17 protein-coding genes are annotated in these 23577 nt (G+C 72.1%); 9 read left to right on the top strand and 8 right to left on the bottom strand.

The features are described 5' to 3' along the window. Window positions 1-4 precede the first annotated feature (4 nt). Window positions 5-1339: an AarF/UbiB family protein gene (locus ABZ815_RS46655; protein ID WP_357708340.1), complete on the top strand. Its 1335-nt coding sequence runs from the start codon at window positions 5-7 to the stop codon at window positions 1337-1339. Window positions 1340-1607: 268 nt separating this feature from the next. Continuing rightward, window positions 1608-2504, top strand: coding sequence for an aminoglycoside phosphotransferase family protein (locus tag ABZ815_RS46660; RefSeq protein WP_357708297.1), 897 nt, complete (start codon window positions 1608-1610; stop codon window positions 2502-2504). A 592-nt stretch (window positions 2505-3096) separates the two neighbouring features. Here ABZ815_RS46660 and ABZ815_RS46665 read toward each other — a convergent pair. The 5 genes from ABZ815_RS46665 to ABZ815_RS46685 all read right to left on the bottom strand — a co-directional run bounded on the left by ABZ815_RS46665 (window position 3097) and on the right by ABZ815_RS46685 (window position 8496). Continuing rightward, window positions 3097-3513, bottom strand: coding sequence for a VOC family protein (locus tag ABZ815_RS46665; protein WP_357708299.1), 417 nt, complete (start codon window positions 3511-3513; stop codon window positions 3097-3099). A gap of 20 nt (window positions 3514-3533) precedes the next feature. After that, window positions 3534-3977, bottom strand: a complete 444-nt coding sequence (locus ABZ815_RS46670) for a helix-turn-helix transcriptional regulator (RefSeq protein ID WP_357708300.1) — start codon at window positions 3975-3977, stop codon at window positions 3534-3536. A gap of 640 nt (window positions 3978-4617) precedes the next feature. Then, window positions 4618-4887, bottom strand: a complete 270-nt coding sequence (locus tag ABZ815_RS46675) for a WhiB family transcriptional regulator (protein ID WP_125636897.1) — start codon at window positions 4885-4887, stop codon at window positions 4618-4620. A 547-nt stretch (window positions 4888-5434) separates the two neighbouring features. Then, window positions 5435-6304: an acyl-CoA thioesterase II gene (locus tag ABZ815_RS46680; RefSeq protein ID WP_189652464.1), complete on the bottom strand. Its 870-nt coding sequence runs from the start codon at window positions 6302-6304 to the stop codon at window positions 5435-5437. 158 nt (window positions 6305-6462) lie between these two features. Further along, the gene (locus ABZ815_RS46685) at window positions 6463-8496 is read right to left on the bottom strand and encodes an ATP-dependent DNA helicase UvrD2 (protein ID WP_357708341.1); all 2034 of its coding nucleotides are present in this window, start codon (window positions 8494-8496) and stop codon (window positions 6463-6465) included. Window positions 8497-8650: 154 nt separating this feature from the next. Here ABZ815_RS46685 and ABZ815_RS46690 point away from each other — a divergent pair, with 154 nt between their 5' ends. After that, window positions 8651-9547, top strand: coding sequence for an alpha/beta hydrolase (locus tag ABZ815_RS46690; RefSeq protein WP_357708301.1), 897 nt, complete (start codon window positions 8651-8653; stop codon window positions 9545-9547). Window positions 9548-9631: 84 nt separating this feature from the next. After that, a complete protein-coding gene (locus ABZ815_RS46695; protein ID WP_357708302.1) occupies window positions 9632-9880 on the top strand; it encodes a mycoredoxin in 249 nt (82 codons plus the stop codon). Here the strand turns inward: ABZ815_RS46695 and nudC are convergent, their stop codons facing one another. Beyond that, a complete protein-coding gene (nudC, locus tag ABZ815_RS46700; protein WP_357708303.1) occupies window positions 9881-10855 on the bottom strand; it encodes an NAD(+) diphosphatase in 975 nt (324 codons plus the stop codon). A gap of 146 nt (window positions 10856-11001) precedes the next feature. Here nudC and ABZ815_RS46705 point away from each other — a divergent pair, with 146 nt between their 5' ends. From ABZ815_RS46705 to ABZ815_RS46720, 4 genes are read left to right on the top strand one after another with little or no spacing between them, the layout of a single operon-like run. Then, complete coding sequence (locus tag ABZ815_RS46705) at window positions 11002-12135, top strand: siderophore biosynthesis protein (RefSeq protein ID WP_357708305.1); 1134 nt, start codon at window positions 11002-11004, stop codon at window positions 12133-12135. Then, entirely contained in the window at window positions 12132-13595 is a 1464-nt protein-coding gene (locus ABZ815_RS46710) for an IucA/IucC family protein (RefSeq protein WP_357708306.1), read from the top strand. Before ABZ815_RS46705 ends, ABZ815_RS46710 begins: the two co-directional genes overlap by 4 nt. After that, entirely contained in the window at window positions 13596-15170 is a 1575-nt protein-coding gene (locus tag ABZ815_RS46715) for an IucA/IucC family protein (protein WP_357708307.1), read from the top strand. Then, a complete protein-coding gene (locus ABZ815_RS46720; RefSeq protein ID WP_357708309.1) occupies window positions 15167-16264 on the top strand; it encodes a type III PLP-dependent enzyme in 1098 nt (365 codons plus the stop codon). The genes ABZ815_RS46715 and ABZ815_RS46720 overlap by 4 nt, the downstream gene beginning before the upstream one ends. On the opposite strand, the gene ABZ815_RS46725 is transcribed toward ABZ815_RS46720, so the two are convergent. Both ABZ815_RS46725 and ABZ815_RS46730 read right to left on the bottom strand, forming a co-directional pair. Continuing rightward, the gene (locus ABZ815_RS46725) at window positions 16253-19525 is read right to left on the bottom strand and encodes an ATP-dependent DNA helicase (RefSeq protein ID WP_357708310.1); all 3273 of its coding nucleotides are present in this window, start codon (window positions 19523-19525) and stop codon (window positions 16253-16255) included. The genes ABZ815_RS46720 and ABZ815_RS46725 overlap by 12 nt on opposite strands. Further along, on the bottom strand, window positions 19519-22710 hold the full coding sequence (locus ABZ815_RS46730) for an ATP-dependent DNA helicase (RefSeq protein ID WP_357708342.1): 3192 nt from the start codon (window positions 22708-22710) through the stop codon (window positions 19519-19521). Before ABZ815_RS46730 ends, ABZ815_RS46725 begins: the two co-directional genes overlap by 7 nt. Before the next feature lie 265 nt (window positions 22711-22975). Between ABZ815_RS46730 and ABZ815_RS46735 the strand changes: the two genes are divergently transcribed. After that, the gene (locus tag ABZ815_RS46735; protein WP_357708312.1) at window positions 22976-23575 is read left to right on the top strand and encodes an NUDIX hydrolase; all 600 of its coding nucleotides are present in this window, start codon (window positions 22976-22978) and stop codon (window positions 23573-23575) included. Window positions 23576-23577: the final 2 nt, after the last annotated feature.

The following is a 23577-nucleotide window of genomic DNA, read 5'->3' on the forward strand; positions in this document are numbered from 1 at the left end:
GAGTGTGAGCGATCTTCCGCGCCGGGCAGTCACCCGCTCTGCCAAGTTGGCCACCCTTCCGCTCGGGTTCGCCGGGCGGGCCGCCCTCGGCCTGGGCAAGCGCATCGGCGGCAAATCAGCAGAAATCGTGGCCCAGGAGGTTCAGCAGCGTACTGCCGAGCAGATTTTCAAGGTGCTCGGCGAGCTCAAGGGCGGGGCGATGAAGCTCGGGCAGGCATTGTCGATCTTCGAGGCGGCGCTTCCGCCGGAGATCGTCGGTCCCTACCGGGCGACCTTGACGAAACTCCAGGACGCCGCCCCTCCGCTTCCGGTCGCCACCGTCCACAAGGTACTCACCGAGCAGCTGGGGGACGATTGGCGCAAGCACTTCCTCTCGTTCGACGACCGGCCCACGGCCGCCGCCTCGATCGGCCAGGTGCACAAGGCCGTCTGGAACGACGGGCGCGAGGTGGCCGTCAAGATCCAGTACCCGGGGGCGGGCAAGGCGCTGCTCGGCGACTTCACCCAGCTGGCCCGGCTGGGCAAGATGTTCGGGGCGCTGCTGCCGGGCCTTGACATGAAGGCGCTGCTGGCCGAGCTGCGCGAGCGGATCGCCGAGGAGCTCGACTACCTTCGCGAGGCCGAGGCCCAGCACGCCTTCGCGCTGGAGTTCAACGGCGATCCCGACTTCCACGTCCCTGACGTGGTGGCGGCCAACGAGATGGTGCTGGTCAGCGAGTGGATGGACGGCACTCCCCTGTCGCGGGTGATCACCGAGGGCAGCAAGGAGGAGCGTGATCACGCGGGGCTGCTGTTCGTCCGGTTCCTGTTCTGCTCCCCCGCCCGGGTCGGCATGCTGCACGCCGATCCTCATCCGGGTAACTTCCGCGTCCTGGCCAACGGCAAGCTCGGCGTCCTCGACTTCGGCGCGGTCAACCGTCTGCCTGAGGGGTATCCGAAGGTCTTCGGGCAGCTCACGCGCATCTTCAACCAGGGCGACATGGGCACGGTGATGACGGGTCTGCGCGAGGAGGGCTTCATCCGCGAGGACATCGACATCGATGCCGACGCCCTGCGTGGTTTCCTGGCACCGTACGTGGAGCCGACGGCGGTGGAGGAGTTCACCTTCAGCCGGGAGTGGCTGCAGGCCCAGGCCGCCAGCGTCGCGGATCTCCGGCCGACGAACGTGGTCCGCCAGCTCAACCTGCCGCCGTCGTACGTGCTCATCCACCGGGTGCATGCGGCCGGCGTCGGCGTCCTCTGCCAGCTGGGCACGACGGCCCGCTTCCGTGACGAGGTGATCCGCTGGGTCCCGGGCTTCGCCGACGACCCGAACGACGAGGCTCTGGCGATCGGCTGACCTGGACGGCGCTCTCGGTCTGGGGAGAGTGAGGTGCTCTGTTGGGTGGAGTGTGCTTCGAAGGACTCCGACCGGCCGTCTTGCTGGGGCTTGTTGGGGATGCGTCAAGGAACCGACGCACCGCCGGGCAGGAGTTCGTGGAGCACTTCGACGGTCGTCGGGGCGAGCCCGGCTCCTGCGGCATGCACGTGACCCTTGCCGACTTGCACATGTCTGCTTCTCCTGAGCGAGAGCCGGTCCGCCTGACGCCTCGGTACTGTGACTTCGCATGACCGACACTGAGATCGAGATCACCGCAGATTTGGTCCGCGACTTGCTGCAGGAGCAACATCCAGACCTTGCGGGGCTGGCCATCCGCGAGGTGGTGGGCGGTTGGGGCAACCAGATGTGGCGCCTCGGCGACGAGTTGGTCGTGCGCATGCAGCGTATGGACCCCACCCCGGAGCTCCAGCTCAACGAGCGGCGGTGGTTGCCCGTACTGGCCCCGCGCCTGCCGCTCCCGGTGCCGAATCCGGTACGGTTCGGCGAACCGTCCGAGCGCTTCCCCAAGCACTGGACCGTGATGACGTGGGTTCCCGGCGAGCCGCTGGACCACGGCTCGATCAGCCGCGGCGCCCACGCGGCCGACACACTGGCGGACTTCCTCAAGGCACTCCATGTGGAGGCGCCCGCCGAGGCGCCGATCAGTACGGACCTCGGCGCCCATCCCAGGGACTGCACGGACGGTTTCGAGAACTTCCTCCAGGCCGTTGCCCTCGACGACATCGCTGCCGACGTCCGGGCCGTCTGGGCCGACGCCGTTGCGGCCCACGCGTGGGAGGGTCCGCCGGTGTGGGTGCATGGCGACCTTCATCCCGCGAACGTCGTCGTCTCGGACGGAACGCTCTCGGGCGTCATCGACTTCGGTGCCATGTTCGCCGGTGATCCGGCGTGGGATCTCGCCGCCGCATGGGTGCTGCTGCCCGCGGGCACGGCCTCACGGTTCTTCGACAGGTACGGGCGTGCGGACGAGGCGGCGATCCGGCGCGCCCGCGGGCTGGCCGCCATGAAGAGCCTCTTCCTGGTGCTCATGGGACAGAACGGAGATCGGGGCCTTCCCGGCGGCAAGCCGCACTGGGGACCTGCGGGCCGGGCGGCACTTGATCGTGTTCTGAAGGGCGTTTGACGCGCCTACTTCTGGGACCGGTCGAGGGCCATACGGCAGCCCATCTTCGTCGGGTTCGCCGGTCACCGCGCGTGGCGGCATGCCTAGGTCCACGGCAGGCCGTCTGTGATCGGCCGTTCAGGTCTGTTCGTGCGGCCTCCGTCACCACCAGGCACCCAAATGCCGCTCTGCGCGGAAGCAGCAACCGCGCAGGAACTCGTCATGACGCTCAAGCGCCCGGGCGGTCGACGGAGTCCATCGCCTCCGGACGTCCTCGCTCCGGGACCAGTGGCGTCAAGGTGGCCGCCGGGCTTCGGGGCCTGAGCCCCTGGACGATGCATGGCGCGCACGACGCCTGGTGACCTACGCGGCATCGTCCCTTCGGATAAGGATCATGTCGCCATCGTGTCATGGGCAGAGGCAGGGGTGGCCGTTCGTCCGGGCTCGGCTGGTCCTTGTGAGGTCCGTACGGGTTGGGGCACGGAGGTCGCTGAGGTGGCGGAGCCTCGGAAGGGTGTTGCGCGCGGCGAGGCCATCGCTAGGGGTGACGTTCCTGCACGTGGGTCAGGGGACGACCCAAGGACGCGACCGGGGCGACGGCGACGAGTGCGGGTCAGGGGTGGCGTTCCTGGATGCGGATCAGGTTGCCGGAAGGATCGCGTACGGCGCAGTCGCGAACGCCGTACGGCTGGTCCATCGGTTCCTGGACGATCTCGGCGCCGTTGGCCTTCAGTCGTTGGAACGTGGCGTCGAGGTCGGTGGTGGCGAGGTTCACGCCGGCGAAGGTGCCCTTGGCCATCATCTCGGTGATGGTGCGGCGTTCGTCGTCGGTGATGCCGTAGCCGTTCGCGACCGGTGGTTGCAGGACGATAGAGGTGTCCGGCTGTCCGGCCGGGCCGACGGTGAGCCAGCGCATCCCCTTGTAGCCGACGTCGTTGCGGACCTCGAAGCCGAGGACGTCGCGGTAGAAAGTCAGGGAGGCTTCCGGGTCGGTCTGTGGGAGGAAGCTGGAGTGGATGGTGATGTCCATGGAAGTCACGCTAATTGGGGTCAGGTAAGCGCGGTCTCTCGGTTCCTGACGGGTCTGGTCACCTGTTTTGCCACGCACGACGGCATGCCCGCGGTCGCGCTCGCCGCGCGGCGGCGGTAGACGCTGGGGGGTACGCCGACCAGTTCGGCGAAGCGGGTGCTGAAGCTGCCCAGCGAGGAACAGCCGACCGCGAAACAGACCTCGGTGACGCTCATGTCGCCGCGGCGCAGGAGCGCCATCGCGCGTTCGATGCGGCGGGTCATCAGGTAGCCGTACGGGGCCTCGCCGTACGCGCGGCGGAACTCGCGGCTCAGGTGGCCGGCCGACATGTTCACGCCGCGGGCCAGGGCCTCGACGTCGAGCGGTTGGGCGTAGTCGCGGTCGATGCGGTCGCGGACGCGGCGCAGCAGGGCGAGGTCACGCAGGTGCTGCGCTTCGGCGGGTCTGCTGGTCACATGCGCCATCGTACGTCGCTCGGAGGGCGGGACGCGCCGCAGGACTCCCAGCTCACAGCGGGCCCGTGCCCCTTCAGCCCCGCACAAGGACGATGGGGCCCCCAAAGCCGGAAGGCCCGGTTGCCGCCCCTCAAGAAGGCCGCCCAACGGGATCACAAACGCGCCAAGGCCCTGGGTTGCGGCTCGGGGTGAAGCCCGGCGGCCAGACGGCGCGTGACGGAGGCCGGTACAGAGAGGCGCTCGGAAAGACGCGTGACAGAGGCGGAGGTCTTGAAGGAATCGCCCTGCACCGGCGCGTGACAGAGGTCGGTGCAGAAGCGGTCACATGGAAAGAGCCGGGCGCTGGGTGCGCCCGGCTCTTCTGGTGCAGGTGAAGATCAGGAGATCCTGCGCCGGCGGCAGGACCTCCGCGATCACATCTGCTGACCCAGCGCCCTTCGCAAGCGGTCGTTGGCCCGCTTGACCTCGCGTCGCGCCCGCTGTACGCGGCTTACGCGCAGGATGAGACGCTGCTCCTCCGCCTCTCGGTGGAGAGTTTGTATTCGGTCGTTCACCAAGTCATGAAACAGATACGGCACGGCCAGGCTCCTGGTGGAAGAAGTGTTCATCGGTGTTCTGGTTCTTTCTCGTTCGTAGGGCCGGAAGGTGGTCAGGCAGCGACCGGGTGCTTGCGGGGACGCCCGCGCGGACGCTTGCGGGGAACAACCGTTCCCCTGAGGATCAGTTCGCCGCCCCAGACTCCCCAGGGCTCCTCGCGCTCCAGCGCGCGGGCCAGGCAGGCCTGCTGGATCGGGCAGCCGCCACAGAGAGCCTTGGCGAACTCGACGTCCTCGGGTGACTCTGCGAACCACAGGTCAGGGTCGGTACGACAGGGGATCTTGGCTTCGTCGATCAGGTCCATGATCGTCTTCGCCCCCATCTGCTTCTCCTTTTGATCGAGCTTTTTGATCTTGGTCGGGCACCTCGGGGGTGGTCGGGGATCGCGGAAAAACAAAGAGGCCGCGGATCCTGTGTGCGGATCCGCGGCCTGGGGGCTGCTATGTGCCGGTCAGGTTATGACCGGAGCATCCCTCCAGGGTTGCGGACCGCACAGTCCACCCTTGGTGAGCTGGTTGGTCGGGGCAGCGATACCTGCGCCATAGACAGGAACGCCTTGCGGAGCGGCGACACCCGCGTGAGCCCTCGCGCGGAAGGCGGGGGCCTGGATACGGGCAGACTTCTCCTGCCGCAGCTTGGCCGGCCCATCGGCGAGCCTCACCGAGTCACGGCGTGCGGAAGCGAGCCACTGCGTGGCCGACATCTTGATGCTCATCACCGGGGCTCACCTCCACTCATTTGATCGTCGGAAACAGGAGTGTCCGACTCGCTTGTCCATGACCCTAAACCGGGAAGCCGGGAAGGGGCAACATATTTTCTACCTGCGATTTTGTGACACAACCACGGTGTCACAACCCGCTGTGACGCGACTACTTCGCCACGCGGATCATCGCCTCCTGGACGACGGAGACCACCAGCTCGCCCGACGCGGTGAACATCTCGCCGCGCGCCAGGCCCCGGGCGCCCGCCGACCAGGGGGCCTCCTGGGCGTACAGGAGCCAGTCGTCGGCCCGGAACGGGCGGTGGAACCACATCGCGTGGTCGAGGGACGCGCCGATGACGTTCGAGGCTCCCCAGGCCATCCCGTGGGCCAGCAGGATCGTGTCCACGAGGGTGAAGTCGGAGGCGTAGGCGGCCAGGACGACGTGCAGCAGCGGGTCGTCCGGCAGATCGGCATCGTAGCGGAACCACACGTTGGTCTGGGCGCTGCGCAGCTCGGGGTTCAGGTGCGCCTCCCACGTCAGCGGCGAGACGTAGCGGGCGTCCACGGGCCGCGGGCGCGAGAGCCATTCCCGCAGCTCGGGGTGGTCGCCCAGCACCTCCGACATCCTGTTCTGGAACGTCGGCAACGTCTCGGGGGCGGGCACGACCGGCGCCACCGACGCCTGGTGCTCCACGCCCTCCTCGAAGATGTGGAACGAGGCCGACATCGTGAAGATCGCCTTGCCGTGCTGGACGGCGACGATCCGGCGGGTGGTGAACGACCGGCCGTCGCGCAGGCGCTCGACGTTGTAGACGATGGGGATGGACGGGTCGCCCGGCCTGATGAAGTAGGCGTGCAGCGAGTGGACGTGCCGGTCCTTGGGGACGGTGCGGCCGGCCGCCACGAGGGCCTGCGCGGCCACCTGGCCGCCGAAGACGCGCTGGATGCGCTCCTCCGGGCTTCTGCCCCGGAAGATGTCCAGCTCGATCTGCTCAAGGTCGAGCAGGTCGAGCAGCTCCTTCAGCGCCTCGTTCACAGGGCCCCCTCACAGACGAACATTCCACGGACAAGTCTGACGTGCCCCGCCTGTTCCCCCAAACCCGCCCTGCCTTGCCGGAAAACCGCCTGGCCATCGTTTCGGCCGGTGGCGAAGGACGTCACACGCGTGAGGGGCCCGGCCGTACGTGAGGGATCTCACCCGCGGCACAGGCCGAGGACGGCCTCGCCGTAGCGGTCGACCTTGCCCCGGCCGATGCCGGCGATCGACAGCAGCTCCTGCTCGGTGGCCGGCGCGCGTTCGGCGATGGCCTGGAGGGTGACGTCGGTGAAGACGACGTACGGCGGGATCTTGGCCTCCTTGGCGGTGGCCGTGCGCCAGACCTTGAGGCGTTCGAGCAGGGCCTCGTCGTAGTCGGCCGGGCAGGTCGCGCAGCGGCCGAGCTTCTGCTCGGCGGCGGCCACCAGCGTCTTGGCGCAGACCCGGCAGCTCACCGGCGCGGCGACCTGGCGGCGTTCGCCGGCCGGGGTGCTCATGCGGGGCGGCGTCGAGGCGCGGCCGGTGAGCCCGTCGAGGAAGCGGGAAGGGCGGCGGCTCTTGCGCCCGCCGGGCGCGCGGGCCAGCGCCCAGGACAGCGACAGGTGCTCGCGGGCGCGGGTGACGCCGACGTAGAGCAGGCGGCGCTCCTCCTCGATCTGCTCGGGGGTCTCGGCGTAGATGATCGGCATCATGCCGTCGGTGACGCCGACGAGGAAGACCGCGTCCCACTCCAGGCCCTTGGCGGCGTGCAGCGAGGCGAGCGTGACGCCCTCCACCGGCGGCGCGTGCTGCTCGGAGGCGCGGCGTTCCAGCTCGGCGACGAAAGCGGGCAGGTCGGCGCCGTCGGCGGCCATGTCCTCGGCCAGGTCGGCCAGCGCCTTCAGCGACTCCCACTTCTCCCTGGCCTTGCCTCCGCCGGGCGGGGAGGGGGTCAGTCCGACCCCGGCCAGGATGTGGTGCACCTCCGAGGCCAGCGGCTCGCCCGCGGCCGACCGGGCGGCGCCGCGCAGCAACACGACCGCCTGACGCACCTCCGGACGCTCGAAGAAACGCTCGGCGCCGCGCAGCACGTACGGGATCTCGGCCTTGGACAGGGCCTCCTCGTAGGACTCCGACTGGGAGTTGACCCGGAACAGCACGGCGATCTCGCGCGAGGGCACGCCCTTGTCCATCAGCTTCCTGATCGCCCGCGCGACGCCCGCGGCCTCGGCCGGCTCGTCGTCGTAGTCGGAGAAGACCGGTTTGGGGCCGTCGGGGCGCTGGGCGATGAGTTCGAGGCGGTTGGGGGTCTTCGACTTGGCGATGACCAGGTTGGCCAGGTTCACCACCTGCGGGGTGGAACGGTAGTCGCGGACCAGCCTGATGACGGCGGCCCCCGGGTGCTCGACGGCGAAGTTGGTGAGGTAGCGGGGGCTGGCGCCGGTGAACGAATAGATGGTCTGGTTGGGGTCGCCGACCACGCAGATGTCGTCGCGGCCGCCGAGCCAGGTGTCGAGCAGGAGCTTCTGGAGCGGGTTGACGTCCTGGAACTCGTCCACGACGAAGTAGCGGTACTGCTGGCGGATCTGGGCCGCGACCTCCTGGTGCTCGGTCATCACGGCCGCGGTCAGTTCGAGGATGGTCTCGAAGTCGACCAGGTGGCGTTCGCGGCGGATGCGTTCGTACGCCTCGTAGAGCCGGGCCACCTCCTCCGGGGAGCCGGGCGGCGTGCGGTGGTGCTTGGCGGCGGCGGCCACGTAGTCTTCCGGGCCGACCTGGGAGACCTTGGCCCATTCGACTTCGGCCGCGATGTCCCGCAGCTCGGACCGGTCGGGATTTTTCCGGATCTGGCGGCAGGCTTCGACCAGCACCGGCAACTTCGACTCGATGACCGAAGGGGCCTCGCCGCCGATCACCCGGGGCCAGAAGTAGGTGAGCTGGCGCAACGCGGCCGCGTGGAACGTCCGGGCCTGGACGCCCGGCGCCCCCAACGCCCGCAGCCGCTGCCGCAACTCCCCCGCCGCCCGGGTGGTGAACGTCACCGCGAGCACGCTCGGCGCGTCGACCACCCCGGTGCGCACCGCGTGGGCGATGCGATGGGTGATCGCCCTCGTCTTGCCCGTGCCGGCGCCGGCCAGCACGCACACGGGGCCGCGCACGGCCTCGGCGACCTCCCGCTGCTCCGGGTCGAGGCCGCTCAGGACGTCATCCACGCTGTTCACCCGATCTTCCTCCCCGCAAGTGGCGCCGAAGCACTTTATTCTGGCAACATGCGGCCCGACGTATGTTCATAGTCACCGAGATGCAAAGGAATGGTCTCTTCCCCCACAATGGGGCCGACCATGCTGCATGGGGGAAAGGAAGGCCGTGCGAACAGCGGTTACGGTGAGCGCGCTCGCGCTCGCTGCGGTGGCGCTCACACCTGCCGTCGCGTTCGCGACCGAGCCGCCCGTGCCCGTGGTGACCAACCCCACAGACCCCGACGGTCTCGGCGGGCTGGCCACGGAGACCCTTTCCTACGGTTCCCAGCGTCATCAGGACATGGACGTCTGGTGGACGCCCGACGGCCAGAAGCGCCCCGGCGTCTTCCTGATCCACGGCGGCTGGTGGTCGAGCGGCGACAAGAAGTACATGAAGGAGATCACCCGCAGCTACGCCGACCTCGGGTACACGGTCTTCAACCTCAACTACCGCCTCTCCGGCGAGGCCGCCTGGCCGGCGCAGCGCACCGACGCGCTGGCCGCCATCGCCCTGGCACGCAAGCAGGCCGACCGCTGGGCCTTCGACGCGAGCAAGTACGTCGTCGTCGGCTTCTCGGCGGGCGGGCACATCGCCGCCTCGGTCGGCACGTACGGCAACGGCATCGCCGGGCTGAAGGGCGTGGTCGGGCTGTCGCCGATCATCTCGCCGCTGCGCGCGTACGCCGACGGCGAGAAGACCGCCGACCACGACAAGCGCAAGCTGCGCGAGGCCGCGATCCGGCTGGCCGGCGGCTGCGAGCCCAAGGGCAAGTGCTCGCGCGTGTGGGCGAGCATGGAGGTGGCCTGGCACGCCAGCGCCAAGGACGCCCCGATCCTCACCGTGCACTCCGAGGACGAGTTCGTGCCGCCGACGCAGAGCCAGCTGCTCAAGCAGATGCTCGGTCAGGTGGGCGTGCCGATGACGATCATCACGGCGCCGGGCACCAATCACAGCGCTCCTCTCTACCGGGAACCGGGCGTGGCCGAGCGGGTGCAGGCGTGGATCGCCGAGCGCATCGGCTAGAGCGCCTCGGGTAGGGATTAAGCGGACGCCTCCACGTTGTTGCACGGAGCGCCTGATTTCCTGACCTTGGAGGGACAACCCGACATGGCGCTCACGGTCTACAGCACTACCTGGTGCGGCCCCTGCAAGCGGCTCAAGTCGCAACTCGCCCGCGAGGGCATCGCGTTCGACGAGGTCGACATCGAGCGCGACCCGGCCGCCGCCGAATTCGTCATGAGCGTCAACAACGGCAACCAGACCGTTCCGACCGTGGTGATCGAGACCGCCCACGGCCGGGTCGTCCGGACCAATCCCTCCGCTCGGGAGGTCAAGGCCCTGCTCGGCGCGGCCTGATCACCAGTCGCCGATGAGCTCGCCGCCGTACCACGTCTCGATCAGGCGGCGGGCTATCGACACCGGGGGCGGCAGGCGCACCTCGCCCGACCGCAGGGCGGCCACCAGCTCCTCCCGGCTGAACCAGCGCGCCTCGGCGATCTCGTCGGCGTCGGGGATCAGCGCGGTCGTGGTGGCGTCGGCGAAGAAGCCGAGCATGAGGCTGCGCGGGAACGGCCACGGCTGGCTGCCCAGGTAGCGCGGGTTGACGACGTTGACGCCGACCTCTTCGGCGACCTCGCGGACCACCGCGTACTCCAGGGACTCGCCCGGCTCCACGAAGCCCGCCAGGATCGACAGCCGCCCCTCGGGCCACTGCGGGCCGCGGGCCAGCAGGCAGCGGTCGTCCTCGTCCCTGATCAGCATGATGACCGCCGGGTCGACGCGCGGGAAGTGCTGGCTGGCGTCTTCCGGGCACACCCGGACGTGGCCGCCGGCCTGCACCGCCGTGCGGGCGCCACAGCGCGGGCAGAACTGGTGGGTGGCGTGCCAGGCCTCCAGCGCCACCGCGTGGACCAGCAGGCCCGCGTCGCGGTCGCCGAGCAGGCCGCCCACCTGGCGCAGCCCCGCCGGCACCGGACGGCCCTCGGGCGTGTCGGACAGGCTCATCGGCATCGTCACCCGGCCGTTGAGGTCGCCGGCCGGCGTGCCGGGCAGCGGCGCGGACACCGCGAAGTAGACCGTGCCGCCCTCGACGCCGAGCAGGTAACGCTCGCCCGGCGGCGCGTCGGCGGGGGTGTAGAGCACCGCGTGCACCTCGTCCCCGGACCGCCGCACCAGCGTGTGGCCGTTGTCGATCACCAGCACCCTGGTCCCGGGGTCGGCCCACGCCTTCTCCAGCCATCGATCGTCGGCGCGCAGCGCCGACGATCTGTCGATGGTCCCCCGTGCCAGGAGCAGTGGGCCGATGAGTTGCTCTTCCGCGGTCTTTTCCACTGGCCGCCCCTCCCCAAGTTCCTTGTCATCCTATGACCTCGCGGTTAGCCGCCGATTAGGCTGTGCGGGCCCCGGAACGATCATCGACAGGCTAGGATCGTCGAGTTAGGTTAGCCTTACCTGATTCTTCCTCGGGGGTGCCTTAGTTGCGGCTCTACCTGACCGCCCTCAAGCCGACGGACTCGGTGACGTACGGCTTCCTGCCCGCCGCGCGGGCCCTCGGGTGCGAGGTGATCGTGCTGACCGACCGGCCCGAGCGGCATCCCGGCTCCGTACGCTGCGACGTCCGCGACCCGCGGGCCCTGATCGACGCGGTCGAGCACCTGGGCAGGCCCGACGCGATCTTCTCCAACTCCGATCACCTCCAGGCGGAGACCGCTCTCGCGGCGTCGTACTTCGGGCTTCCGGGCAAGGACTGGCGGGCCTGCCTGGCCGCCAAGAACAAGTTCCTGATGCGACGGGGGCTGCTGGAGGCCGGCGTCGAGACCGTGCGTACCGTGCGGCTCGCGCCCGCCGACCCGGTGCCCGAGCGCCTGCCCTGTCCCGTGGTGCTGAAACCGCGCGAAGGGGTGGCCAGCGAGGACGTCGTGCTGGTCGAGGACGACCTCCCCCGCGCCGTGGCCGAGGCCAGACGGCGGCGTCCGGGCGAGACGCTGGTCGTGGAGGAGTACCTCGAAGGCCCGCTGCGGACCCTGGAGACCCTCGGAGACGGCTCCTCGACGCGGGTGCTGGGCGGGTTCGCGACCACGCTGGGCCCGCTGCCGCACTTCGTGGAGGAGCGGCTCGACTGGGCGCCCGACGCCGACGCGCACGTGCTCGCCGCGCTGCGGGCCCTCGGCGTGGGCTTCGGCGCCTGCCACACCGAGTACGTCCTGACGGCCGCCGGGCCCCGGATCGTCGAGGTGAACTACCGGGCGATCGGCGACCACTGCGACTTCCTGCTGGCCGACGTGCTGGGCGTGCCGCTGTTCGAGTGGATCCTGCGCACCCATCTCGGGGAGCCGGTGCCCGGGCCGCCGCCTTCGTCCCGGCACGGCTGCGCGGTCAGCGTGGTCGCCGACCGGCCGGGCGTCGTCCGGGAGGCGCCGCCGCAGGAGGACGTCGAGGACGGCGGCGTACGGCTGTGGCACCGGCCGCTGCGGGCGATCGGGGACGTCGTCGAGCTGACCCACACGAACCGGGACTACCTGGGCGTCATCCGGGCCGTGGGACCGGACCGGGCCCGCGTGGACGCCGCCGTCGAGCGGTACCGGGCGGCCCGGCCGTGGGTGGTCGGGTGAGGTCGCGGGAGGCGTACCTGGCCGCCCGGGTGCTGGACGCGCTGGTCCGCGAGGACTACGGCGGGCTGGCCGCCCGTCTCGACCGGACCAGGGCCGGGGCCGGGCTGCTGCTGGCCGACGGGCGGTGGGTCCGGCTGGTCCCGGGATCGCCGTTCCAGGACTTCGTGGTGGCGCCGGACGAGCGGCTGGGGCTGGAGCAGGTGCTGGAGACGCTCGTGGAGGTGGCCGACCCGGCCGACGCCGAGGGGGTGGCGGCCTTCTTCGACGAGTGCCTGACCGCCCTGTCCGCGCTGGAGCTGCACGACGCGCACGCCGAGGAGGTGCTGCGGCGCGGGCCGTCGTACGAGTCGCTGGCGGCGTTCGCCGACCATCCCGTCTATCCCACCTCGCGGGCCAGGATCGGCGCCTCGGACCGGGACCTGCTGGCGTACGCGCCGGAGTTCGCGCCCTCGTTCGCGTTGCGGTGGGCGGTCGTCCCGCACGCGGCGACGGGCCTGCCGGCGGACGTGCCGCGGCCGGCGGGCGAGGGCGTGCTGTTCCCGGTGCACCCGATGGCCGTCGAGGAGGTGGCGAAGATCGACGGGGTACGGGTGCTGGACGAGGAGGCGGTCACCGTACGGCCCACCCTGTCCATGCGGACCGTCGAGGTGGGGCCGCGTACGCACCTCAAGCTGCCGCTGCCGGTGAGCACGCTCGGCGTGCGCAACCGGCGCTCGATCAGGCCGGGCACCCTGGAGGACGGCGCCAGGGCCGAGCTGCTGCTGCGCCGGCTGGCCGATCCCGGCGTGCTGCTGGCCGACGAGCAGACCCACGCGCACGCGGGCCACGAGTACCTGGCGTGGATGGTCAGGCGGCTGCCGGAGGGCACGATCGTGCCGGTCGCGGCGCTGGCGGTGCCCGGCGTGCTGGACGGGCTCGGGCCGGACGTGCTGCCCCGCTACCTGCGCCTGCTGCTGCGCTGGAACGTGCGGCTGTTCGTCCGGTACGGCGTCGCGCTGGAGGCCCACCAGCAGAACCTGGCCCTCGTCCTGCGGGACGGCGACCTGCGGCTGCTGGTCAAGGACAACGACGGCCTGCTGGCCTCGCCGGCCAGGCTGGCTGCGGCCGGGATCGAGGTGCCCGACTTCTCCGACGGTCGCATGCTCACCGACGACCCGCACGCGCTGGCCGACGTGTTCGTCACGATCACGCTGCACCTGGCCGCGGCGGCGGTGGCGTTCGCGGTGCTGCCGCCGGCGCGGGCGGCGGCCCTGGTGCGCGACACGCTCGCCGCGGCGCTGGACGAGCACGGCGACCACCCCATGGCCCGGCTCCTGCGCGCCAGGACGCTCGGCGCGGCCAGGCTCACCGGCAAGTCCATGGTCACCGCCGGGACGCTCGTGGCCAAGGAGCGGTCCGGGGCGCGGGACGTGAACAAGTTCTACGGCATCAGCGGGCCCAACTACCTGAGGAGAGCGTGAATGGACGTCCTGGCCATCGGGGCGCCGGCCGAGGAGGCGACGCTGGCGGCCCTGCTGCGGTGCTGCGTGCGCGAGGTGGCCGGGCCCAGGGGACTGGTCTGGCCGGCGCCGCCGTACGTGCTGCTGCGGGTGGCCGGGACGCTGCTGCGCGCCCGTACCCACGGCGGGGCCGCGCTGCGCCTGGACGGCCCGCCCGAACGCCTGGAGGGCGGCTCCTGGCGGCCGCTGACGGTCACCGAGCTGGTCCGGCTGGCCGAAGCCGACCTGGCCGACCGGCAGGACGAGCACGCGCGCCAAGGGCTGGGAGCCGGTCCGGCGCACCTCCCCGTCGAACCCAACGGCGAGTTCGCCGGCCAGGTGGCCGCCAGCCGGGACGCCATCGCGGCGATCCTGGCGGCCAGGCCGGCGGCCGAGCCGCCCGCCGATCCCTGGCTGGCCTCGGAGCAGGCGCTCGTGTACGGCCACCCCTTCCACCCCACCCCCAAGGCCCGCGACGGCGCCGACTGGCTGCGCTACGCGCCCGAGGCCCACGCCGCCTTCCCCCTCCGGCTCCTCGCGGTACGCCACGACGCGCTCGCCGAGGAAGGCGACCTGACGGCCCTCGACGCGCTGGGACCGGCGCCCGGGGGCTACCGGCTGCTGCCCGCCCATCCGTGGCAGCTCGCCCTGCTGCGTCCCGCGTACGGTCCCGAGCTGGTCGATCTGGGGCCGGGACCGGTCGCGGTGCCGACTTCGTCGGTCCGGACGGTGTACGTCCCGGACGCGGAGGTGTGCCTGAAGTTCTCCCTGGACGTGCGGATCACGAACTGCGTGCGCAAGAACGCCTGGTACGAGCTGGCCGGAGCCGTCGAGCTCACCTCCCGGCTGGCCCCGGTCCTGGCCGCGGTGGCCACGCGTCACCCGGCCGCCCGCTGGCTCCCCGAGCCCGGCTACCGCACGGCACTCGGGCAGCGCGAGGGCCTGGGCGTGATCGTCAGGGCGAGCCCGTGGACCGTCTGCGACCCCGGCGTCACCCCGGTGCTCGCCGCCGCCCTCGCCCTGGACGCCGCCCCGGCGGACCCCCTGGCCTGGTGGACGGCGTACGTGTCGGCGGTCGCGCTCCCGGTCGTGGACCTGTACTTCACCCACGGCGTCGTCCTGGAGCCTCACCTTCAGAACGTGCTCGTCGGCCTGGACGCCGCCGGGACGCCCGTCCAGGCGATCTTCCGCGACCTGGAGGGCGTCAAGCTCGTCGCGGGCCGCCACGACCTCGGCGGACTGCACCCGGCCGTGGCCTCCGCCCTCACCCACGACCCGGCGCGCGGCTGGGCCCGCGTCGTCTACTGCCTGTTCGTCAACCACCTCACCGAGATCGCCGCCGCCCTGGCGGGCCGCGACGACGGGCTGCTGCGGGCGTTGTGGCGGGCCGCCCGCGACCTGCTCGACCGGCAGGCCGCCGAGCTCGGTCGGCCGCTCCCGCTGCGCGACCTGCTGGCCGGGGCGCCGCTGCCCGCCAAGGCGAACCTGCGGGTGCGGTGGGCCAGGGCGGCCGACCGCGGCGCCGGTTACGTCCCGATCGCGAACCCGCTCGCGTGAACGGCGTCCTGGAGCGCGAGCCCGCTCGCCCGGACCGCGTCCTGGAGGCCGCGGCCCGGCTGCCCGCGCTGCCCGCCTACCTCTACGACCTGCCCGCGCTCGACGAGCACGCCGCGTCGGTGCGCGCGGCGCTGGGCGAGGTCGAGCTGTTCTACGCGGTCAAGGCCAATCCCGACGCCGAGCTGCTGCGGGTGCTGTCAGCGCACGTGGACGGGTTCGAGGTGTCGTCGGCGGGCGAGCACGCGCATGTCTCGGCGCTGTTCCCGGGCGCGCGGCTGGCGCTCGGCGGGCCCGGCAAGACCGACGCCGAGCTGCGGCTGCCGCATCACCGGCTGCACGTCGAGTCGCCGTACGAGCTGCGCCGTCTGCTGGCGACCGGGCTGGAGGCGGACGTGCTGCTGCGGGCCAACCCGGACCTGCCGGTCGAGGGGGCCGCGCTGACGATGAGCGGGCCGTTCGGCATGGACGAGGCGGGCCTGGCCGAGTGCCTGCCGCTGTTCACCGACCGGGTACGGCTGCGCGGCCTGCACGCCCACCTGGCCAGCGGACTGGCCGCCGCCCAGCTCCTCCGGCTGGCCGAGGCCCTGCTGGAGACCGGGCATCCGGAGGTGAACCTGGGCGGGGGGATGGGGGTGTCGTACACGTCGGGCGAGCGGTTCGACTGGGCGGCGTACGGCGAGGGGCTGGCCGCGCTGCGGGCCGGACGGCGGCTGCGCGTCGAGCCGGGCCGGTCGCTCACCGCCTACTGCGGCCACTACGTCACCGAGGTCGTGGACGTGAAGCGGGTGCGCGGGCGGGCGTACGCGATCGTCCTGGGCGGGACGCACCACCTGCGCACGCCGGTGACCAAGGGCCACGACCAGCCGTTCACGATCCTGCCCACGGGCGGCCGCGGGCCGGGGGTCACCGACGAGCCCGTGACGTTCGCGGGCCAGCTCTGCACCCCCAAGGACGTCTTCGCCCGGGACGTCGTGACCTCGGTGCGGGTGGGGAACAGGGTGGTGTTCGGCATGGCCGGGGCCTACGCCTGGAACATCTCCCACCACGACTTCCTCATGCACCCCGAGCCCGCCTTCCACCACCTAGGACTCTGAGACCGGCTCCGCCGCCGGGACCGCCTCGATGAGCGCGACCAGCCCGGCGGCGTCGAGCAGGTTCACCGGCCGCACGGTCCTGTTGGCCCGGACGTAGTGGAAGGCCGCGCCCACCTTCTCCAGCGGCACCCCGGCCAGGTGCGACCACGCCAGCCGGTACGCGGCCAGCTGCACCGACGCCGTCCGGGCCGCCTTGCCCCTGGGCGGGACGCCGGTCTTCCAGTCGACCACCTCGTAACCGCCGTCGGGCAGCTCGAACACGGCGTCCATCCGCCCGCGCACCAGCCGGTCGGCGATCATGGTCTCGAACGGCACCTCCAGGTCGACCGGCCGCCGGTCGGCCCACTCGCTCTCCTCGAACCGCTCCTGCAGCTCGGCCAGCCGCACGTCGGCCTCCTCCAGCTCGTCCAGCGGGTCGAGGTCGAAGTCGTCGATCAGCCGCTGCTGGTCCCAGCGGCCCTCCAGCCACTTGTGGAACGACGTGCCCCGGCGGGCCAGCGGCGCCGGCTTGCGCGGCACCGGGCGGCGGATCCTGCGGGCCAGCTCGCGGGGGTCGGTGGCCAGCGTGACCAGCGACGACACCGTCAGCTTGGCCGGCAGCTCGACGGTGGTGGCCGGTCTGCGCCGGTTCAGCTCGCGCTCGCGCAGCAGCAGGTCGGTGTCGCGCTCCCAGGCGCGCAGGCGTTCCTCCTCGAACGGGCGCAGCGGCTCGTCGTCGTCCTCGCCCAGGTTGCCGGCCAGGGCGTCCTCGATCAGCCGGGCCCCGTCGAGCACCGACTCGTAGCGCAGGCCCTCGGGGGTGACCGGCCAGACGGCCTCGGCGGGCTCGGCGAGCAGCGGGTTCGTGGCGCCCTCGGCGAGGTCGCCCGCCCAGTAGGACACCCGGTCGGCCGTGTCGCGGATCTCCAGCAGGAACTCCGACGGCTCCAGCGGCTTGGTGGCGGTGCCCCAGCGGTAGCCGGAGGCGATGAGGTGGTAGTGGGCCCGGGTGACGGCCACGTACGCCAGCCGCCGCTCCTCCATCAGGTCGCGCTCGCGGCACTGCTCGTCGAACGCGGCCAGCTCCTCCTTGCTCAGCCCGCCCAGCCGGGGCAGGTCGGCGGCGTCGCCGCGCAGCGGGTAGGGCAGTTTGCGCGGGTTGTCGGTCCAGCGGCTGTTCATCACCGGCGTGGCCGGGAACACGCTGCCCGTCGCGATCGTGCCCTTCGAGCTGACGAGCTGCGACAGGCCGGGCACGACCACGATCGGCCACTCCAGCCCCTTGGACGCGTGGACGGTCATCAGCTTGACGCTGTTGCTCTCACCCACCCGGCCGGCCTCAAGCCCGAACTCCTCGCTCTCGGCCGCCTGGAGATAGGCCAGGAACGCGCCCAGCGTCGGGTCCTCGGCGTCGCCGGCGAACCTGGCGGCCGCGTCGATGAAGGCGTCGAGGTCGGCCCGCGCGGCGAACGCCGAGACCGTGCCGCTGCGGGCGGCCACCTCGATGTCCAGGCCGAGCCTGCGTTCGACCTCGGTGACCAGGTCGGGCAGCGGCTGGGCGGTGTGGCCGCGCAGCTGGCGCAACTCCTGGGCGAGCGCGACCAGCCGCGTACGGGCCAACGGCGAGAACGACTCCAGCCACTCGGGCCGGTCGGGCAGCTCGTCGAGCGCGTCGACCAGGCTGCCGCGCTCCTCGGCCAGGTCGGCCACCACCTGGTCGAGCGGGTCGTCGGCGCGGTGGCTCTCGCTCAGCTCGCGGGCCAGCTCCCTGGCGTGCTCCCCCAGCACCCGCAGGTCGGCCGGGCCCACCCGCCAACGCGGCCCGGCCATCAGTCTGGCCAGCGCGTCGCCGGCGGTCGCGTCGTAGAGCACGCGCAGGGTCGCCACGATGTCGTTGACCTCGGGCACGGTCAGCAGGCCGCCGAGCCCGACCACCTCGACCGGGATGTCGCGGTCTTCGAGCGCCTTGCGCAGCGCGGGGAACTGCGAGCGCTTGCGGGCCAGGATCGCGACGTCCTGGGGCTGGACGGCGAGCGTCTTCTTGCGCTCCCGCTCGCCCCAGGGCAGGCCGTCGGGCGCGGTCTCCTGGCCGAGGATCCTGGCCACGCCGTCGGCGATCCACTTCGCCTCGTCCTCGGCGGTCTCGTGGAAGGCGCAGGTGACGCGGCCCCGATCGACCCGGTTGGGCCCCGGTACCAGCACGGGGACCTCGCGGGCCTCCATGCGCAGCGGGAGCTGGACGCGGGCGGCGACGTCGAGCACCCGGTCGCCGTTGCGGAAGCTGACGCTGAGCTGGCGGACCGGCGCCTGCTCACCGGCGCCGGTGCGGAAGTCGCGGGGGAAGCGGCGCAGGTTGCCCGCCGAGGCGCCGCGCCAGCCGTAGATGGACTGGCAGGGGTCGCCGACGGCGGTGACCGGATGGCCGCCGCCGTAGAGCGAGCGCAGCAGGACGAGCTGGGCGTGGCTGGTGTCCTGGTACTCGTCGAGCAGGACCACGGAGTAGCGGGACCGTTCGATCTCGCCCACTTCCTTGTGGTTGGCGGCGATCCGGGCGGCCAGCGACATCTGGTCGCCGTAGTCGATGACCTCGCGGCGGCGCTTGAGCCGTTCGTACGCCTCCACCAGCGGCAGCAGCTGCTCCCTGGCCGCCTGCACGCCGACCGGCTTGCGCTGGGCCAGGGTCGTACGGCCGGGCAGCGCGCCCAGCCGGGCCTCCAGCCACTCCCCCATCCGCCGTACGTCGGCCGCGGTGCGCAGGTGCTCCGACAGCTCGCCGGCGAGTTCGAGCAGGGCGGCGGTGACCGAGGGCGGGCCCAGCTCGATCTTGTCCATCGGCCCGTCGTACAGGGCCACCACCCGCGAGGCGAGCTGCCACGACACCGCCGGGGTGACCAGGCGCATGGTGGGTTCGAGCGCCTCGCGCAGGGCGTGGTCGGTGACCAGCCGGGCGGCGTAGGCGTGGTAGGTGGAGACGGTCGGCTCGTTGTCGAGCGCGCCGGGCGCGACCAGGCCCGCCTCGGCGAGCCCGGTCAGGCGCTCCCTGACCCGGACGGCCAGCTCGGCCGCCGCCTTGCGGGTGAACGTCAGCCCCAGCACGTTCTCCGGTTTGACCAGGCCGTTGGCCACCAGCCAGACCACCCGCCCGGCCATCGTCTCGCTCTTGCCCGAGCCCGCGCCGGCCATGACGACCATCGGTTCGAGCGGCGCCTCGATGACCGCGGCCTGCTCGCTCGTCGGCGGCAGGATGCCGAGCTTGTCGGCCAGTTCGACCGGGTTCAGCACACCTGGCCCCCGTTGTCGTTGACCGGGCAGCTCGCCCGCGCCGCGCACGTGCGGCAGCCGTCGTTCACCTTGGCCTGGAAGAACGGGCCCGACATGCCCGTGGCGACCGTGTCGACCAGGTCGGCGGCCCAGCCGGGGTTCCTGTCGTCGGCCAGCGCGCCCTGCCGCTGCTCGGTGGCGGCGTTCTTGCCGGCCGCCTTGCCGAGCTGGACCAGCGCGGCGCCGCCGGGCTCGGTCATGCCGTGCCGGGCGAACGCGCCGAGCAGCGCGGCGAGCTGGTAGACGCCGAGCTGCGGATGACGGTCGAGCTCGCCGGCCTTGGGCTTCGAGCCGCCCGTCTTCAGGTCGATGATCACCGCCCGGCCGTCGTCGTCGCGCTCGACCCGGTCGACCCGGCCCTTGATCTGCACGCCCTCGGAGACCATCGCGACGAACGACTCCTCGATGGCGACCAGCTCGCGCGGGTTGTCCTTCTGCCAGCGCAGGAACTTGCCGATCATCTGCTCGGCGACCTGGCGCTGCTTGCGGTTGTACCAGACGCCGCCGAAGTCGAGCTCGTTCCAGACCTGGTCGAGCCGCTCGCTCAGCACGTCCTCGCCGGGCAGCTCGGTGGCGGCCAGCATGGCCAGCGCGTGGATGACGTTGCCGAGGCCCTGGGCGGTGCTGGTGCCCGCGGCGCCGACCGCCGTCTCCAGGAGCCAGCGCAGGCCGCACTTGGTGAAGCTCTCGACCGCGGACGGGGAGATGTTGACGATGTCGTCCGGCCAGCTCAGCGGGCGGTCGTCGGTGATGGGGGTGAGGGCGTACCAGTCGTTGGGGTGGGCGCCCTGGACCCCGGCTGCGGCCAGGCGGGCGAGCTGCCGCGCGGCGCGGCGCCGGACCTTGGCCGGTCTGGTGGGGTCGGTCACCGCGCTGCGCAGGTCGGCCACCAGCGCCGACATGGTCAGCCAGCGCGCCCGGTCGTCGACCGTCGCCGACTCGACCTCGCCCGGCATCAGCTCCGACAGGAACCGGGAGGGCCGCTCGTCGGTGTCCTCGCCGCCGACCGCCGTGACCACCAGCCGCCGCCTGGCCCGCGTGGCGGCGACGTAGAACAGCCGGCGCTCCTCGGCCAGCAGCTTGGAGGCCAGCGACGCGGCGCTCGGCTCGGCCCCCTCGACCACCTCCACCAGGTCGTCGGCGCCCAGCAGCGACCCGCGCAGCCGCAGGTCGGGCCAGACCCCCTCCTGGACGCCCGCCACGACCACGATGTCCCATTCGAGGCCCTTGGACCGGTGGGCCGTCAGCACCCGTACGGCGTCGCCGTCGGGCGCGCGGTCGGCCAGCGTGTCGCCCGGGATCTCCTGGGCGGCCAGGTTGTCGAGGAACACCTCGGGGCCCGCCTTGGGCATGCGGTCGACGAACTTGGCGGCGTGGTCGAACAGCGCCACCACCGCGTCGAGGTCGCGGTCGGCCTGCGCGCCGCGGGAGCCGCCGGACAGGCTCTGGTCGGACCAGCGCCGGCCCAGGCCGCTGGCGTGCCACACGGCCCACAGGAGGTCTTCCGCGGTGCCCTCCTGCGCGGCGGCCTCGCGGGCGGCGGCGAGCAGCTTGGCGACGCGTTCGGCGGGGACGGCGACGTGCGGCTCGACCCGGGTGAGCTCCCGGACGTCCTGGAGGGCCGCCACCAGCAGCTCGCCGGACGACCGCGCCTCGGCAGGCTCCTCGCCGGTCTCCTCGGCGGCGTCTTCGGCGGCCCCCTCGGCGGCCACGGCCTCGTTCTCGGCTATCTTGAGCGCCCGGCGCAGGCGGCGTACGCCGATCATGTCCGTGCCGCCGAGCGGGCCCGTCAGCAGCTCCTCGGCCACCCCCTCGTCGAGCTGCGCCGGGTCGAGCGCCACCCGCAACATCGTGAGCAGCGGCCGCACCCCCGGCTCCTGGGCGATCGGCACCTCGTCGCCGGCGATCATCGTCGGCACCCCGGCGTTGACCAGCGCCCGCCGCAGCAGCGGCACCTGGCGCTTGGCCGAACGCACCAGCACCGCCATGCGGTTCCAGGGCACCCCCTCGATCAGGTGCGCCCGCCGCAGCGTGTCGGCGACGATCGCGGCCTCCTGGCTGGTGCTGTCGGCCAGCAGGACGCGCACGTCGCCGAGGTCGGCGTCGGCCGTCGGGACCAGGTCACGGTGGCCGTGCCGCTGGTCGTGGTCGGGGGCCGGGGCGATCGGCAGGCGGGCGGCGACCCGGCGGGACGCCTCCAGCAGGTCGGCCCCGCTCCTGCGGCAGACGCGCAGCGCCAGCACCGGCGCCTCGCGCCCGTCGAGCGTCCTGAACCGCTCGGGGAACTTCATGATCCCGTGGACGTCGGCGCCCCGGAACCCGTAGATCGACTGGTCGGGGTCGCCCACCGCGACGAGGTCGCGCCCGTCGCCGGCGAGCTGGCCGAGCAGGTGCTCCTGCGCCGGGTCGGTGTCCTGGTACTCGTCCACGAACAGCACGTCGTGGGCGGCCCGCTCGCGCTCGCGCACCTCGGGCCTGGTCAGCAGCGCCGAGGCGGCCCCGATCAGCTCGGCGTAGTCGTAGGTCTCCTCGGGGTCGAGGTCGAAGCGGTCCTGGTAGCGCTCGTAGAAGCGGCCGGTGGCGATCCAGTCGCTCCTGCCGTGCCGCCGGCCGAGCGCGACCAGCCGCTCGGCGTCGAGGCCGCGCTCGGCGGCCCTGGACAGGAAGTCGCGCACCTCCTCGGCGAAGCCGCGCGTCTTGAGCGCCTCGCGCAGCGACGGCGGCCAGTCGAGCGCGCCGGTCTCCAGCTCGCCGTGGAGCAGCCGCCGGATCTCCAGAAGCTGCTCGGGGCCGGTCAGCAGGCGCGGCGGCGCCTTGCCCTCCAGCACGGACTCGCGGCGCAGGAGCGCGTAGGCGTAGGAGTGGAAGGTCAGCGCCAGGGGCGAGCGGGTGGTGCGCCGCAGCCGGCCGGTGACGCGCTGGCGCAGCTCCTCGGCGGCCTTGCGGCTGAAGGTCAGGATGAGCACCCGCTCGGGGTCGACCCCGCGCCGTTCGATACGCTCGACCACGCTCTCGACGATCGTCGTCGTCTTGCCCGTGCCGGGCCCCGCAAGGACGAGAAGCGGGCCGCTCCGGTGCTCGACCACGGCACGCTGGTGTTCATCCAGCGCAGGAGGCCCAACAGGGCTCCCGCTGCCACGCCGCACCAACCGCCAGGTCTGACCACTCACAGCACTAGATTCCACCAGACCACAGGGACAGATCGTGCCGTCTTGCCCGGCCTCCCCCGCGATCCGCCCACCGTATCGAGGCAAATATCCGAATATCGTGCGACACGCCGAGGCCGGGGTTTCGCCGTGAGCGTCCCGCGGCCTCGGACGATGCAACGATCAGCACGATTGCCCCACACACGCAGCGTTGTCTCTTGTAACGTTGGGTTGATACCCGTGCCTCTGCTGGGGGGTTGGTCACATGCGCTGGCAGGTCCACTCCGAAACGTCGCTCTACGCCGACCAGTGGCTGGACATCCGGATCGCGGATGTGGAGCTGCCCGACGGGCGGCACCTCGATCACCGGCTCGTCCGCACCGCACCGGGCGCGGGCGCGGTCGTCACCGACGAGCAGGACCGGGTGCTGCTGATCTGGCGCCACCGCTTCATCACCGACAGCTGGGGCTGGGAGGTCCCGCTCGGCCAGGTCGACGAGGGCGAGATGCCGATGGTGGCGGCCGCCCGCGAGGTCGAGGAGGAGACCGGCTGGCGTCCGGGGCCGCTGCGCCCGCTGATGTCCGTCCAGCCCACCAACGGCTTCACCGACAGCCTCAACCACATCTACCGGGCCGACTCGGCCACCCACATCGGCCCGCCCAGCGACCCGTGGGAGGCCGAGCGGATCGAGTGGGTGCACCTGTCGGGCATCCGCCGCCTGGTCGAGGCCGGCGAGATCGTGTGCGCCACGACCCTGTCAGCGCTGCTCTACCTGCTCGTCGAGCACCTTCCCGCCCCGCAGCCCCCCTTCGGGTACGACGCCGGCAAGCCCTTCATGCTCTCGGACCTGCCGATCGACCTCTGAGC

Origin of the sequence: Nonomuraea sp. NPDC047529, assembly GCF_040642995.1 — a bacterium.
Taxonomy (GTDB): domain Bacteria; phylum Actinomycetota; class Actinomycetes; order Streptosporangiales; family Streptosporangiaceae; genus Nonomuraea.